General features: G+C 49.4%; 12 protein-coding genes. 7 read left to right on the top strand and 5 right to left on the bottom strand.

Going from position 1 to position 14,268, the window contains the following annotated elements:
• Positions 1 to 3: 3 nt before the first annotated feature.
• The 4 genes from AAKU61_RS14450 to AAKU61_RS14435 all read left to right on the top strand — a co-directional run bounded on the left by AAKU61_RS14450 (position 4) and on the right by AAKU61_RS14435 (position 4,745).
• Positions 4 to 1,062, top strand: coding sequence for a branched-chain amino acid ABC transporter permease (locus tag AAKU61_RS14450; protein WP_354333307.1), 1,059 nt, complete (start codon positions 4 to 6; stop codon positions 1,060 to 1,062).
• A 96-nt stretch (positions 1,063 to 1,158) separates the two neighbouring features.
• Complete coding sequence (locus tag AAKU61_RS14445; protein WP_354333305.1) at positions 1,159 to 2,469, top strand: ABC transporter substrate-binding protein; 1,311 nt, start codon at positions 1,159 to 1,161, stop codon at positions 2,467 to 2,469.
• 111 nt (positions 2,470 to 2,580) lie between these two features.
• Positions 2,581 to 3,429 carry an ABC transporter ATP-binding protein gene (locus tag AAKU61_RS14440; protein WP_354333348.1) on the top strand — a complete coding sequence of 283 codons (849 nt, stop codon included), beginning with the start codon at positions 2,581 to 2,583 and terminating at the stop codon, positions 3,427 to 3,429.
• Between the two features lie 53 nt (positions 3,430 to 3,482).
• On the top strand, positions 3,483 to 4,745 hold the full coding sequence (locus tag AAKU61_RS14435; RefSeq protein ID WP_354333304.1) for a phenylacetate--CoA ligase family protein: 1,263 nt from the start codon (positions 3,483 to 3,485) through the stop codon (positions 4,743 to 4,745).
• Between the two features lie 7 nt (positions 4,746 to 4,752).
• Here the strand turns inward: AAKU61_RS14435 and AAKU61_RS14430 are convergent, their stop codons facing one another.
• A complete protein-coding gene (locus tag AAKU61_RS14430; RefSeq protein WP_354333302.1) occupies positions 4,753 to 5,139 on the bottom strand; it encodes a RidA family protein in 387 nt (128 codons plus the stop codon).
• A gap of 75 nt (positions 5,140 to 5,214) precedes the next feature.
• On the opposite strand from AAKU61_RS14430, the gene AAKU61_RS14425 reads away from it, so the two are divergent.
• A complete protein-coding gene (locus AAKU61_RS14425; protein WP_354333300.1) occupies positions 5,215 to 5,925 on the top strand; it encodes an ArsR/SmtB family transcription factor in 711 nt (236 codons plus the stop codon).
• Between the two features lie 67 nt (positions 5,926 to 5,992).
• Here AAKU61_RS14425 and AAKU61_RS14420 read toward each other — a convergent pair whose 3' ends face one another.
• The 3 genes from AAKU61_RS14420 to AAKU61_RS14410 all read right to left on the bottom strand — a co-directional run bounded on the left by AAKU61_RS14420 (position 5,993) and on the right by AAKU61_RS14410 (position 9,176).
• Positions 5,993 to 6,217: a hypothetical protein gene (locus AAKU61_RS14420; RefSeq protein WP_354333360.1), complete on the bottom strand. Its 225-nt coding sequence runs from the start codon at positions 6,215 to 6,217 to the stop codon at positions 5,993 to 5,995.
• Positions 6,218 to 6,582: 365 nt separating this feature from the next.
• Positions 6,583 to 7,704, bottom strand: a complete 1,122-nt coding sequence (locus AAKU61_RS14415; protein WP_354333298.1) for a carbonic anhydrase — start codon at positions 7,702 to 7,704, stop codon at positions 6,583 to 6,585.
• Positions 7,705 to 8,201: 497 nt separating this feature from the next.
• Positions 8,202 to 9,176, bottom strand: a complete 975-nt coding sequence (locus AAKU61_RS14410; protein WP_354333296.1) for an NAD(P)H-dependent flavin oxidoreductase — start codon at positions 9,174 to 9,176, stop codon at positions 8,202 to 8,204.
• Positions 9,177 to 9,346: 170 nt separating this feature from the next.
• Here AAKU61_RS14410 and AAKU61_RS14405 point away from each other — a divergent pair, with 170 nt between their 5' ends.
• A complete protein-coding gene (locus AAKU61_RS14405; protein ID WP_354333294.1) occupies positions 9,347 to 10,000 on the top strand; it encodes a TetR/AcrR family transcriptional regulator in 654 nt (217 codons plus the stop codon).
• 44 nt (positions 10,001 to 10,044) lie between these two features.
• On the top strand, positions 10,045 to 10,899 hold the full coding sequence (locus AAKU61_RS14400) for an enoyl-CoA hydratase-related protein (protein ID WP_354333293.1): 855 nt from the start codon (positions 10,045 to 10,047) through the stop codon (positions 10,897 to 10,899).
• 129 nt (positions 10,900 to 11,028) lie between these two features.
• On the opposite strand, the gene AAKU61_RS14395 is transcribed toward AAKU61_RS14400, so the two are convergent.
• A complete protein-coding gene (locus AAKU61_RS14395; RefSeq protein ID WP_354333291.1) occupies positions 11,029 to 14,268 on the bottom strand; it encodes an efflux RND transporter permease subunit in 3,240 nt (1,079 codons plus the stop codon).

The following is a 14,268-nucleotide window of genomic DNA, read 5'->3' as shown; positions in this document are numbered from 1 at the left end:
CACATGTTCTATCGTGAAGCAGGTCAATTCAAATCTAGCTATGCCGCGGACAACCAGATTTTTCCGTTGCGTCAGGACAGGATCGCTATGGTCGTCCTTCTGGTACTGGCGTTTTTTGTCGTGCCGCTGATTGCGTCGGCATACACCTTTTCTGCGATCTTGATTCCTTTTCTAATCTTCTCACTGGCGGCATTGGGCTTAAATATTTTGACGGGATATGCCGGGCAACTATCGCTAGGCTCTGCTGCGTTTATGGCAGTGGGTGCGTTTGCCTCGTATAACTTTGTGTTGCGTGTTCCTGGCATTCCTTTATTGCTAGCGTTTGTGCTTGGGGGGCTGTGTGCGGCACTGGTGGGGATTGCATTTGGTTTGCCGTCCTTACGCATACGTGGTTTTTATCTGGCGGCAGCGACGCTGGCAACGCAGTTTTTTGTGGTCTGGTGTCTGACCAAAGTGCAGTGGTTTAGTAATTACAGTTCTTCTGGCGTGATCACCGCGCAGGAGATGGTGATTTTTGGTGTGAGCTTTACTACCCCAGTGAAAAAGTATCTGCTCACTCTGAGTATTGTTTGTGTGCTCGCCCTGCTGGCAAAAAATATGGTGCGTTCGAATGTTGGACGCTCCTGGATGGCGGTACGCGACATGGACGTTGCGGCAGAGGTCATCGGCTTTCGCCCTATGCGTACTAAATTATTGGCGTTCGCCGTTTCGTCATTTTATTGCGGTGTGGCAGGTGCTTTGTATGCTTACGCTTATCTTGGTACGGTGGAGCCTGATGCCTACAATCTAGATTTATCCTTCCGTATTTTGTTCATGATTATCATCGGTGGCGTGGGTTCGATTCTTGGCTCTTTTTTAGGCTCGGCCTTCATCATCTTGTTACCGATTTTTCTGAATATGATCGCGCATGGTTTGTCGCTGCCGACCAGCGTAGCGTCTAATCTGGAGCTAATAGTATTTGGCGGCTTGATTATTTTTTTCCTGATAGTAGAACCACATGGTCTGGCGCGCTTGTGGCAAATTGCAAAGGAAAAATTGCGCTTATGGCCTTTCCCGTATTAAGTTGTATCAATCAATAAGTAATCAGTAAAAACAGTAAAAAAAACATTAAGCAACAAGTACAAATAGTTGCAATATCCATCCAAAAAAGGAGACATCATGAAATTGCTTAAATCAGTATTAGTCAGTGCAGCCTTAGTCAGCACTGTTGCGCTATCTGGCTTGGTGCAGGCGGATGAACAGTTCATCCCCTTACTGTCGTATCGGGTCGGTCCGTATGCAGCGGGTGGCTCGGGATTTTATGGCGGGATTATTGATTACTTTAATCTGGTCAATGCCAAAGGTGGCATGAACGGCGTCAAGCTGACATGGGAAGAATGCGAAACTGAATATAACGCCTCGCGCGGTATCGAATGTTATGAACGTCTTAAACATGCCAAAGGTGGCGCGTCCTTAGTTGATCCGCTTTCTACCGGTATTGCATACGGTATTCTGGATCGCGTGGCAGAAGATAAAATCCCGATGACGATGCTGGGCTATGGCCGCTCTGATGCAGCCAACGGTAAGGTGTTCCCTTATATCTTCCCGCTGATTACCAGTTACTGGAATCAGGCTGCCGCCATGACCAAATATCTGGGCGACAAATCGGGGGGCATGGATAAGCTCAAAGGTAAAAAAATCGCTTATCTGTATCACGACTCCGCCTTTGGTAAAGAGCCCTTACCTGTGCTGGAGGCGCAAGCAAAACAATACGGATTTGATCTGGTAAAAATCCCTGTCGCGCATCCTGGTAACGAACAACAATCGCAATGGCTGCAAATCCGTCAGGCCAATCCTGACTACGTCATTTTGTGGGGCTGGGGCGTGATGAATGCGGTAGCGATCAAGACCGCGCAACGCAATGGCTTCCCACGTGAAAAAATGCTCGGTGTATGGTGGGCTGGCTCTGAGGAAGACACCATCCCGGCGGGTGACGCAGCAAAAGGCTATTCTTCCATGACTTTTAATACCCCAGGCAACTACCCAGTTCTGGATGAAATCCGCAGCAAAATCTATGCGCCCGGTAACGGCAATCTGGCGGACAAAACCCGTATTGGTTCGGTGTATCACATGCGTGGCGTAACTGCTGGCATGTTGTGGGTTGAGGCCATCTTAAAAGCGCAAGAAAAGTACGGCAAAGGTAAGCAAATGACAGGCGAGCAAATCCGTTGGGGCTTCGAGAATCTGAACGTGGACGATGCACGTCAAAAAGCCTTGGGCGCTTTTGGTATGTTCCCGCCGGTCAAAACATCTTGCGACGATCATGAAGGTTCTGGCGCAGTCAAAGTACAGCAATGGAATGGCAGCAAATGGGTCGCCATCACACCGAACTGGATGGTCGGTGACAAAGCATTGACCCGCAGCTTGCTCGAAGAATCGTCGAATAAATATGCCGCTGAGAAGAAAATTACACCAGCTTGTTTGAAATAAATTGTTGCGACGAGGGAGTCGCTGTGCCCGTAAAAAATATCATTGGCACAGCTTCTTTCCCCTGTTTTATTGATCAACAATAAATTGGATGAAATCGCAGGTGAGATCGATATGACGACCCATAGTATTGCTGGTATCACTGATGCGGTAGCGGCCAGCCCCGCCTATCTGAGTGTGAATAATATTGAGGTGATTTACGACCACGTCATCCTGGTATTAAAAGGGATTTCGCTGCAAGTCCCGCAGGGCAAAATCGTTGCTCTGCTCGGTGCTAATGGCGCAGGGAAATCAACCACGCTCAAAGCGATCTCCACCTTATTACGCAATGAACGCGGCGATATTACCAAAGGCGATATTTGCTTTAAAGGACAGCGAGTTGACCATCTGACACCGAACGAATTAGTCAAACGCGGCTTATCGCAAGTGATGGAAGGTCGTCATTGTTTTGGACATCTCAGCATAGAAGAAAATCTGCTGACGGGTGCGTACACGCGCAAAATCTCACGCGCTGAATTAAAAGAATCGCTAGAGATGGTGTATCACTATTTCCCCCGTTTAAAGCAGCGTCGCACGTCGCAGGCAGGCTATACCTCTGGCGGCGAGCAGCAGATGTGCGCAATCGGTCGTGCACTGATGGCGAAGCCCTCGATGATATTGTTAGATGAGCCGTCGATGGGAATCGCACCACAATTAGTCGAGGAGATTTTTGACATCGTCAAAAGTCTGAACACCAAAGAAAACGTCTCATTTTTACTGGCGGAACAAAACACTTATGTCGCTTTACGTTACGCCGATTTTGGCTACATCCTGGAAAACGGTCGAGTCGTGATGGAGGGTGACGCTAAAGAGTTGGCAACGAATGAGGATGTCAAAGAATTTTATCTAGGTGTCTCCGGTGCTGGTCGCAAGAGTTTCCGTGAGATGAAATTTTATCGTCGTCGTAAGCGTTGGCTAGCGTAATTAATACCTATTTTAAATCTCGTCAATAACGTTACCCCCTACTAGAACAAGCTATGAACGCCTATCTGGATGCATTAGAAACCCGTCACCCTCCAAGCCGCGAGCAAGCCTTGTTAACACGCTTGCCGCAACTGATTGCACATGCGCAGACTGCACCGGGATGGGCGCATATTTTGCAGGGAGTACAGGCGTCTGAGATTAAAAGCAGGCAAGCACTGGCGCAGTTGCCGGTAACGCGCAAATCGGATTTAAAAACCATACAAAAAACAGCATTACCTTTTGGCGGATTAACGACAACAGCACCGCGGCAATTGAGTCGTATTTTTATGTCGCCCGGTCCGATTTTTGATCCTGAAGGTCGTACACAAGACTGGTGGCGCTTCGCCAGACCGATGCACGCAGTCGGCCTGCGTGCAGGTCACATCATACAAAACTGTTTTTCTTACCACTTCACGCCTGCGGCGTTTATGGTGGAGGGCGCGGCGGCTAAGCTGGGTTGTACCGTGATTCCGGCAGGCATAGGCCAGACCGAGATGCAAGTCCAAGCCATGGTGGAATTACGTCCTGATGCTTACGTAGGTACGCCCAGTTTTTTAAAAATCATCATCGACAAAGCGGCAGAAATGGGCGCGGATATCAGCAGCGTGCAATACGCGATTTTGGGCGCAGAAGCCTTACCACCCAGCTTGCGAAAATGGCTGCAAGAACACGGCATACCGAATGTGGTGCAGATGTATGCCACTGCAGATATCGGCAATATCGCTTATGAGACGCTGACCAACGGACAAGTCAATCCCGGTATGGTATTAGACGAAGATATCTTGCTAGAAATCGTCCGCCCGGGCACCGGTGATCTGGTAGCAGAAGGGGAAGTCGGCGAAGTCGTGGTCACGTCCTTCAATCCGGATTACCCTTTAATCCGCTTTGGCACTGGCGATATGTCAGCTACCTTGCCGGACATCTCGCCATGCGGCCGTACCAATACCCGTATTAAGGGATGGATGGGGCGCGCCGATCAGACCACCAAAATTAAGGGGATGTTTGTGCACCCGTCACAGGTCGCAGAGATCGTCAAACGCCATCCGCAGATTCATAAAGCCCGACTGGTTGTGACAGGTGAAATGGCGAATGACGTGATGACTTTGCATTGCGAGGTGGATAAAACAGCCGAAACGTCCACGCAAACAGATTTTAAGGAAGCCCTGATCAATTGCATGCGTGACCTGACTAAACTACGCGGCGATGTCGTGTTGCTGGCGAAAGGTAGTCTGCCCAATGACGGCAAAGTCATTGATGATGCCAGAACCTATGAGTAAACCATTCTCACGACATCTTAGCGGCAACGATTTCAATTTCGACCAAAAATCCTGGCCTGACTAACGCAGGAATCACCATCAGCATAGAAGCAGGTCTGGCATCGCCAAGAAAACGACTGCGGACTTGCACATACTCAGGGACATCAGACTCCTGTGTTAAGTAGTGGTTAATTTTTACCAAGTCGTTTACCGTCATTCCCGCACGATCTAGCATAGTAAGGATGTGCTGCCAGGCCATCTCTGCCTGTGCCACGATTCCATCCGGCAATGCGCCACCCAATGCCAAACCTGGCGTACCCGATGTCATCAACCATCTTGCGCCTGTTGGCACTTCTATTGCATCTGTGTACTTACCAATTTGGCTGGCGACGCCAATATTGTGCTGAGTATTCATTTATTTCTTTCGTTATGGACAGTGCCAACGATTATGGGCAATATAGATGCTCGACGTTTCACCTTGCGATGAAATATGGCTGACACACTAAATACCGCACTCAACATACCAGCCGTTGCCAATTTGATGGCCGACCCCGCACGGGCAAAAATGCTTTGGACTTTGATTGATGGCACGATGCGTCCTGCCGGTGAGTTAGCGTTTGCAGCCAATGTATCGCCACAATCTGCCAGTGCCCACTTAACTAAACTGGTCGAAGGTGGCCTGCTACTTTCAGAGGCGCAAGGACGGCATCGATATTTTAAAATTGCGAGCACCGAGGCCGCGAATTTGATCGAAAACATGGCCTCATTTGGCGCATCAATCCAAGCGAAAACACCACGTAGTCCACCGCTGCTAAAAACCATGCCCAGTCAATTTTTGCATGCAAGGACTTGCTACGACCACTTGGCAGGCGATATGGCAGTGAAAGTGTTGCAGGCTATGCTGAAATCCGCATGGCTGGTCAGCGAAGGACAAGATTTTGCGTTGACGCCTTTAGGTAAAGAGAAATTAGCTGCGCTAGACATAGAGGTGCAGAGTGAAATTAAAGGGCGACGGCTATTTGCACGCAGTTGTGTCGACCTGACGCAACGACGCCCGCATCTGGCGGGCGTTTTGGGCGCTGCATTGCTTGATTTGTATGTGCGAGATGGGTGGATACTCAGGACGACTCAATCTCGCGTAGTCAACATCACACCCAAGGGACATGATGCCTTTAAATACATACTCGGCGTTCGTGACTAATTAGTCTGTTAGTCAGGCCTTGATTACCCAATACTAAATCAAGGTAATCAAGCCTGAAGAATACAAACTACCAACGACGCCAGTGTCCGTATCCGTAGCCGCCATAGCCATAACCCCAGGCTGGTGCAACGACGACAGGCGCGGGTCTGACATACACCGCCGGACCGTATGGTGCCGGTCCGTAGACCGCACAGCCTGATAACAAACTTGAGGCGACGACCGCTGTGATGATGGCATAGCGGGAAACATGCTGAGATAAACTCAACGAAAGGTTGTTCAGTGGCAGGCGCATGATGGGCTCCTTTTAATTAATTGTCCGTGTAGGGAATTAACTCTTTGGAGGCGATTTGCGTTGACGAAAAGCTTGTAAGCGAATGTTGCGTCCGTAAGCAACTATGACTAATTTTTTGACTCGGCTTGATGACAACTCATCGATATTAAGGTGTTCATTCCGGTGAAATGAACATGGTAATAGGCGGTCTGCTATCTATGATTTTATTTATACTCCCTATATGTATATTTAACCGTCCATGTATTAACTAGACATTAGAGCATTTTTATGAAAAATACAGGGGAGTATATTTTAATTCGTTGATTGATCTCGATAAAATAATGTTTGAGCCAAGGTCTGAACCGTGCCCTAAGTTAATCTCTAAATTAGTTAGATTCCTTGATCAGACGACCCGAGGTCTTTTGTATCGGTCTGGCGTTCATCGGATACAAACGGTTGAAGATCGCTAATTGCTCTGCGGATATTTCTATCGGCTCTTTCATGACCAGCCACAATACGCCTTCGGTACAAGGTGGTTCGGTCAGAGACCCCATAAAAGTGTAATAGTCGCGCCTGGCTGGCAGTATCTCGTTTAAATCCATTGCAGCAGGTCCTTGCATGGAGTCATTTTTTTCCAGCGGCAAATTATTCCAGACCGATTGCACCAGACTATGCGGTTTGCCGCGCTCAATCAGCACTGCGAGGATCGCGAGTTTGCCATCAGCATCTTTGTGTACCAGATGCACGACCATCTCAAAACCTTTGCCATTGACGCGCTCTTCCGCTGGCTTATGGAAATGGAATTGCACCAGCTCAAAACTACGGCCATTCACCGTAATGTAATTGCCGGGACCAAGGTTGACCTGAAACGTATGACCAGTGTCCGTGACTCTGAAACCAGCCGGTTTATAGTCAAAACTGACGGGAGCCAGATCCACCCGGATACCGTCACGGATATCAATCGGCGATTGCCGGTCGCCGCTATCGCACTTGGCGTTAGCAGGGCTAATCTTGCCCCAGTTTAAAGGTCCGCCCTCACCTTCATAACTCCATTGCACCGGTTTGCTGGATGCCATGGTGCCGTTGGGGCTGATGGTCATGCCACGGCTATCCATGATTTTTTCTTTTGACATGTCAGCGCTTACTGGTTTTTTGACCGGTGGTGCATAGGCGTAACTTCTCGCCATCGCCTTAGGATTGCTACGGGACGTTTCTTCTTTTTCTTTGCGGATGATGGCGAGCTTGTCGGCAATTTTGGCGGCCAGCTCATCGGCGGCTAGAGCTTCTTTGGCACGCGCTGCGGCGGCAGCTTTACTTTCTTTGGTTTCTTTCGGTTCTTTGTCTTTGCTGTCTTTTTCTTTCGCAGCGGGTTTTGCTTCGTCTTTTACCGAAGCCTCCTCTTTTGCGGCAGCTGGTTTAATCGGTTTAGACGGAGTCGGCTCGTCATTCGCCTGCACCTGGGCGCACAGCAATACGGGGATCAGCACAGCAATCAGGCGACGCATCATAAGAATTGGGAAGTAGTTGGCGGGGTATGACGAGGTTACGGCAGATTGTGGAAAAAACTTGAATGGCGGCAAGAGATCGCTACGATGAAGGAAATTTTAGCCTTGCAACTGCCGGCAGTTTGATCCGTGTACGTTATGATAAAAATATACTGGTAATTAGTATATATAGATTGTCCATATAATTGCTGGACAATAGAGCAATTTTTATAAAATAAAAGGGGAGTATGTTGAACGGATGGCTATATTCAGGTTAAATATTGATCATCGTCACATTGATGTTCAAAAAAACGGAAGCGTCATTCCGGCGTGTTTTAAGCCGGAAACTAGCGACAGCAAACGTTATCAAGATGAAGACACGGGATTCCGGCTAAAACCATGCCGGAATGACATGAGAAAGTAATGCGCTGGCAGCAAAGTAAAAAAGCATCCGGTATGGATGCTTTTTAGAGTGATTTTTGAGCGCGCCTGCAAGTTTGTCAGGACACACTCGCAATCAATTACAGCGCCATCAAACGCGCTTTCGCCGCATCGTATTCCAGCTTAAACCGCGCAACGACTTCCGCCACGCTTGGTGCATCTTCCATCAGACCTACGCCTTGGCCAGCGCCCCAGATGTCGCGCCAGGCTTTGGCTTTACTGCTGCTGCCTGAGCCAAAGTTCATGGCGGTTTTATCGGCGACTGGCAAATTGTCCGGGTCGAGGCCAGCAGCGACGATGGATTTTTTCAGGTAGTTGCCGTGCACTCCGGTGAACAGGTTGGTGTAGACGATATCGGCTGCGGAGGATTCAATAATTGCATTGCGATAGCCATCATCCACATTCGATTCTTGCGTTGCCAGCCAGCGTGAGCCGATGTAGGCAAAATCTGCTCCCATCGCCTGGGCTGCCAAAATCGCATCGCCGGAGGCAATCGAACCGGACAACGCAATCGGACCTTTGAAGAACTTGCGCACTTCGCCGACCAGCGCAAATGGCGACAAACCACCGGCATGGCCACCAGCACCAGCAGCGACCAGTATCAAACCATCGACACCCGCTTCCAACGCTTTTTCTGAGTGACGGATAGAAATCACGTCATGCATGACGATACCGCCGTAGCTATGGATCGCGTCCAGCATCTCTTTTGGTGGTGCGCGCAGGGATGAAATGATGATAGGAATTTGATGCTTGACGCACATTTCTACGTCATGGGCGAGGCGATCATTGGATTGATGCACGATCTGATTGACCGCAATCGGCCCGACTTTGGCGGTCGGATTGGCGGCTTGATAGTCGGCCAGTTCTGCTTTCAGATCGGTCAGCCAAGTGTCTAGTAATTCTGCCGGACGAGCGTTGAGAGCAGGGAAAGAGCCGACGATACCAGCCTTGCATTGGGCGGCGACCAGCTTAGGACCGCTGGCGATAAAGAGCGGTGAACCTATCACTGGCAGCGAGAGATTTTGTAAGGCTTTAGGTAGATGAGAAGTGGTCATAATCTTGTCTCTAATGTGGTTTGTCTGGTCTGAACTTGGTACTGATGTTTTTGCTGACGTTTTTGTTGATGTTTGTACTGATCTTAGAAATTATTTTGGTATTTATTAATGATGCTGATATGATGTTATCAGAAAAAACGTTGTTTTTCATAAAAAATTTGCGGGTCATTATGCCAACACAAAAACCCAAAGTCATCGATTTTAAGCAGGGGCAGGAAGAGCTACGCAGCACTTTGCGCCAAGGCATGCTGGATGCCGCCAGCCGCTTGCTGGTGGAAGAAGGCGCAGCCGCGCTGACGGTACGTAAAGTAGCCGAGGCGGTCAATTGTTCGACCACGCTTTTGTACTCCTTGTTTGGCGGTAAGGACGGTTTATCCAATGCCCTGTATCTGGAGGGTTTTAGCCGGCTTAAACAAGACTTTGCTACCTACGAAGCTAGCCTTCCACTTGCCGAAAAGACGCATGGCCTCGATCGATTGTGGATGTATGCCACCAATTATCATCAATACGCCCGCCGTAATCCTAGCTATTACATGGTGATGTTTGGCGATGCGATTGCAGGCTTTGTGCCACCGCTAGAATCGCGGGTCGCCGCCTGGGAATCCTTTACGCCGCTGATCAATGAGTTTGACCACTGCATACAAGAAGGCAGCCTGCCCACGACGACTAAATCGACCAATGCCGCGCGTCTTTTGTGGGCGGCAATGCATGGCGTGATCAGCCTGGAACTCAAAGGGTATTATTTAAAAAAAGAGCATTCGGATGAACTGTATCGCGCAGCCGTGAATGCCGTATTGCAATCGCTTAAACATCCTGAAGCATAAGAACTTCGCACGATCAAAATCAAAAAATCCAAATCGGAGACACCATGACTTACCAATGTTTTTCCCTCAACATCAGCAATAAAGTCGCTCATCTGCAACTGAACCGCCCTGCCAGCATGAACACCATGCAGCCAGTATTTTGGCGCGAGCTGACCGGAATACTGCAAACCCTGCAACGCGAAGCCAGCGCCAGAGCCTTGGTGATTTCTTCTACCGGAAAGCACTTTACGGCGGGCATGTCGCTGGATGTTTTTTCTAGCGGCGGGATGACGATGGATGATTTGACGGCAGTCGGTCGCGCCAATATTGTGCTGGCATTGCAAGACATGCATCAGGCGTTTAATCTGATTGAAACTTTGCGTATGCCAGTAATCAGCGCGATTCAGGGAGGTTGTATCGGCGGCGGCGTGGACATGGTGTGCGCCAGTGACATCCGTCTGGCAACAACGGATGCTTTTTTCTGCATCCAAGAAATTAATATCGGGATGACCGCCGACCTTGGCACCTTGCAACGCTTGCCAAAACTGATACCCGAAGGTATCGTCCACGAAATGGCCTATACAGGTCGGCGCCTGCCAGCACAACGCGCCTTAGCGGTTGGCCTGGTCAATGAACTATTTGATACGCAAGAAAACATGCTCGCCGCCGCGCTGCAAATGGCAGCTGAAATCGCGGAGAAACCACCGGTGGCGATCTGGGGCAGCAAGCAAGCGATTCACTACGCCCGCGACCATTCTACGCACGACGCCTTACAGCAAATGGGCTGGCTACAATCCGGAATCTGGCAAAACAGTAATTTGATGGAAGCGTTTATGGCGAAGCAACAAGGACGCCCTACCGAATATGCCGATCTGCTGCCGATCAGCTCGTTTGCGGATGCGGCTTATCAAGTCAAATAATTAATCTGATTTGATAAGCCGGTGAAGAAACAATAAATCAATAAAACAGGAAGCGGTAAGCAGGAAGCAGTTGTTGGTTTACTCACTCACCGAGTGTTTGAACCAACAACCAAGCACACAACTTACTGTTTATAGGATCGGTGCAGCTTGCTGCTTGCTCTCTTTGACTCGCTTACCGCGACCTGACACCAGCATCAATAATTTTTTCAGCAGGCGATAAATCAATCGCAAGAACAATAGCGTGAACAAGGCCTCCAGCATGGTCATGGTGAATCCTAATAAAGGATTAAAGCGCTCCATGCGGCGATGCATCTTGACCATCATACGATCACGTGCAATCTCAATACTGTCGTAAAAAGTTGGCACGACCAGCAGCGTCAAAATCGTAGAAGTAATCGTGCCGCCGATAATCGCGATTGCCAGCGGACGATAAAACTCGCCGCCTTCACCCAAGCCTAATGCGACCGGCATCATGCCCGCGATCAGTGCAAAGGTCGTCATCAAGATAGGACGCAAACGGATACGGCCAGCATGCATCAGAGCGTCTTCACGATTCATCCCTTCCTTTTCATTTTTGCGTGCCGCATCGAGTAACAAGATGGCATTTTTCGCGACCAGTCCCATCAGCATAATGATGCCGATAAAGCTCATCAGATTGAGTGTGCTACCTGTAATCAATAACGCGACGACCACGCCGATCAGTGACAACGGCAAGGACAACATCACGCCCAAAGGTGCGGTAAAAGAACCGAACTGAATCACTAGAATCAGATACATCAAACCGATACCCGATAATAAGGCGATCAACATGGCGCTAAATACCTCTTCCTGATCCTGACCAGAACCACCCAGTGACAAACCATAGCCAGGAGGATAGTTAAATGACTTGGCCAACTTCAAGGCATCATCAATCACCTCACCATTAGACCGGCCCTGGGCGTTGGCAGACACGGTAATCGTGCGCTTGCCGCTAGCATGTTCGATACCAGAAGGACCTTTGCCCATAGAAATCGTCGCAATCTGATCCAGCGGTACCATTTGATTTGTACCGGTGACAGAAATCGGCAGACGTTCAATATTCTCTTTGCTGACACGGTCATCGGGATGCAAACGTACCGCCACATCACGGGTTTCACCCGTTGGATCAACCCAGTCACCCACCTCAATGCCGGCAAATGCAACCCGTAAAGCTTGTGCCGCATCGTTGGATGAAATACCCATAGAATTGGCTAAGCCACGGTTCAGTTCGATCTTCAATTCTTTCTTAGGATCTTGTTCTGATAAGCCGATATCTACGGCACCCGGCACTTCACGCAACTTATCCATGTAGGCGCTGGTGATTTCAAGTAATTTACGGGAATCAGGACCGGTAAAATCAATTTGTACCGGCTTGCGGGCACCGTTGTTCAGATCATCCAGTACCACGTATTCTGCACCGACCAGACCACGGACTTTTTCACGCAATTCAACCGCAATTTCTTTGGCGCTGCGCTTACGTTCGGTACGTTTTCCGATGTCCACATAGATACGTCCACCAGCTGGATTGATTGTGCTATTAGTGTCTTTAGTCTCAGGAATACTGCGTGCAATCGCTGCGGCGCGCTCCATTTTCAGACGAGCATATTCCAGTGATGAGGATGCAGGTGTCCGCACTTGTATCATCAAGTTGCCGGAATCCGCCGTAGGCAAGAAACTGGTACCGCCCCATTTAATCTGCAAACCCAAAGCCGCGATCAAAGTCACCAGCACAATCGTCCCCATCCAGCGACGATGATGCAAAGCCCAGGCGATCACTTGGCTATAACGGTCGGACTGATGATCAAACCAGTCGTTAAAACGCGCCAGAACTTTGCTGATACCTTTTTTAGGCGCGGTGTGATGATCGACAGGATCACCCCAATACGCAGACAACATAGGATCGAGCGTAAAAGAAATACCCAGGCTGACCAGGACGGAACAAGTCACCGTCAAGGCAAACGGACGGAACCATTCGCCGGGCATACCCGGCATAAACGCCACAGGAATAAATACCGCAATGATAGAGAAGGTGGTCGCAGCAACGGCCATACCAATCTCAGCCGTACCTTCCAGTGCAGCAGTACGGCGATCCGAGCCGCGCTGCATGTGGCGCACGATATTTTCCCGCACCACAATCGCATCATCGATCAGTACGCCAATCGCTAGCGACAGTCCCAGCAAAGTCATGAAGTTGAGGGTAAAGCCACACAACCAGACCGCGATAAACGCAGCAATCACCGAGGTAGGTAAACTCAAAGCGGTGATCAGCGTTGAACGCCATGAATTGAGGAAAGCGTACACCACAAAAATAGTTAAGCCTGCACCCAAGACCAGCGATTCGATCACATTATTCAAACTGTTTTGTGCATCTTTACCGCCATCACGCGTGATTTCCAGCTTTGTACCCGGATGGTTTTTATCTAGATCAGTATTAATTTCTTTGACCATATCGCGTACCGCTTTGGCGACGCTGACGGTGCTGGCATCATGCGAACGGGTGATCAATAAACCGACGTTGGGCTTACCACTACGGATACTCAATCCATTGACATCAGCAAAGCCGTCTTCAATCGTGGCGACCTGCGCCAGGCGCACGATTTGATCGCCATTGCGTTTCACCACAATATTCTGGAACTCTTCTGGTGATTCAATGCGACCAACCAGACGGATGCTCTCTTCTTCCAGAGTACCGCGAAGTTTACCGACTGGCGCGTTGGTATTCTGGTTGCGTAGCGCGTTGACGACTTCTCCAGCGGAGACATTAAATTCGCGTAGTTTTTCTGCGCGTAGTAAGACCGACAATTCACGCTTTAAAGAACCATTGACCTCTACGTTGGCAACACCGCTGACACCGCGCAATTTGTCCGCTAACTGATCTTCTGCCAAGCGGGAAATTTCGGCATGCGTTTGCTTGCTGGAAGAAAGTGCCAGATTCAAAATAGGCTGTGCCGCGGGGTCCCAGCGTTCAATAATCGGTTCACGCATTTCTGTCGGTAATTTATAGCGGACACTGGCGATGACGTTACGCACTTCATCACTGGCTTCAATCATGTTTTTCTTAAACACGAATTCCACGTCGAATTGGGCAGTGCCCTCTTTTGCACTGGCATAGACCTGACTCGCACCGGATACGCTGAGCAAAGATTTCTCAATCCGGTTGATGATTTCGCGCTCTACCGTATCAGGCGATGCGCCTGGATAGGCAATCACGATCGATAGGCCGGGTACTTCCACATCCGGGTTTTGATTGACCTTGAGCTTGGTGATGGCGAGCAAACCCATCGCCATCAGAGCAACAATTAAAACGATAGTCGCCGTAGGTCGTTTGATACTGAAGTCGGATAAAAACAT

Origin of the sequence: Undibacterium sp. GrIS 1.2, assembly GCF_040544435.1 — a bacterium.
Lineage (GTDB): Bacteria > Pseudomonadota > Gammaproteobacteria > Burkholderiales > Burkholderiaceae_D > Undibacterium.
The sequence above is the reverse complement of the archived record's forward strand: the minus strand, read 5'-3'. Positions and strand labels throughout refer to the sequence as shown.

Coding starts and splice junctions, on each gene's coding strand:
- AAKU61_RS14445 (WP_354333305.1), top strand. CDS start 1,159: ATGAAATTGCTTAAATCAGTATTAGTCAGTGCAGCCTTAGTCAGCACT.
- AAKU61_RS14435 (WP_354333304.1), top strand. CDS start 3,483: ATGAACGCCTATCTGGATGCATTAGAAACCCGTCACCCTCCAAGCCGC.
- AAKU61_RS14400 (WP_354333293.1), top strand. CDS start 10,045: ATGACTTACCAATGTTTTTCCCTCAACATCAGCAATAAAGTCGCTCAT.
- AAKU61_RS14405 (WP_354333294.1), top strand. CDS start 9,347: ATGCCAACACAAAAACCCAAAGTCATCGATTTTAAGCAGGGGCAGGAA.
- AAKU61_RS14410 (WP_354333296.1), bottom strand. CDS start 9,176: ATGACCACTTCTCATCTACCTAAAGCCTTACAAAATCTCTCGCTGCCA.
- AAKU61_RS14395 (WP_354333291.1), bottom strand. CDS start 14,268: ATGTTTTTATCCGACTTCAGTATCAAACGACCTACGGCGACTATCGTT.
- AAKU61_RS14440 (WP_354333348.1), top strand. CDS start 2,581: ATGACGACCCATAGTATTGCTGGTATCACTGATGCGGTAGCGGCCAGC.
- AAKU61_RS14430 (WP_354333302.1), bottom strand. CDS start 5,139: ATGAATACTCAGCACAATATTGGCGTCGCCAGCCAAATTGGTAAGTAC.
- AAKU61_RS14415 (WP_354333298.1), bottom strand. CDS start 7,704: ATGATGCGTCGCCTGATTGCTGTGCTGATCCCCGTATTGCTGTGCGCC.
- AAKU61_RS14425 (WP_354333300.1), top strand. CDS start 5,215: ATGGCTGACACACTAAATACCGCACTCAACATACCAGCCGTTGCCAAT.
- AAKU61_RS14420 (WP_354333360.1), bottom strand. CDS start 6,217: ATGCGCCTGCCACTGAACAACCTTTCGTTGAGTTTATCTCAGCATGTT.
- AAKU61_RS14450 (WP_354333307.1), top strand. CDS start 4: ATGTTCTATCGTGAAGCAGGTCAATTCAAATCTAGCTATGCCGCGGAC.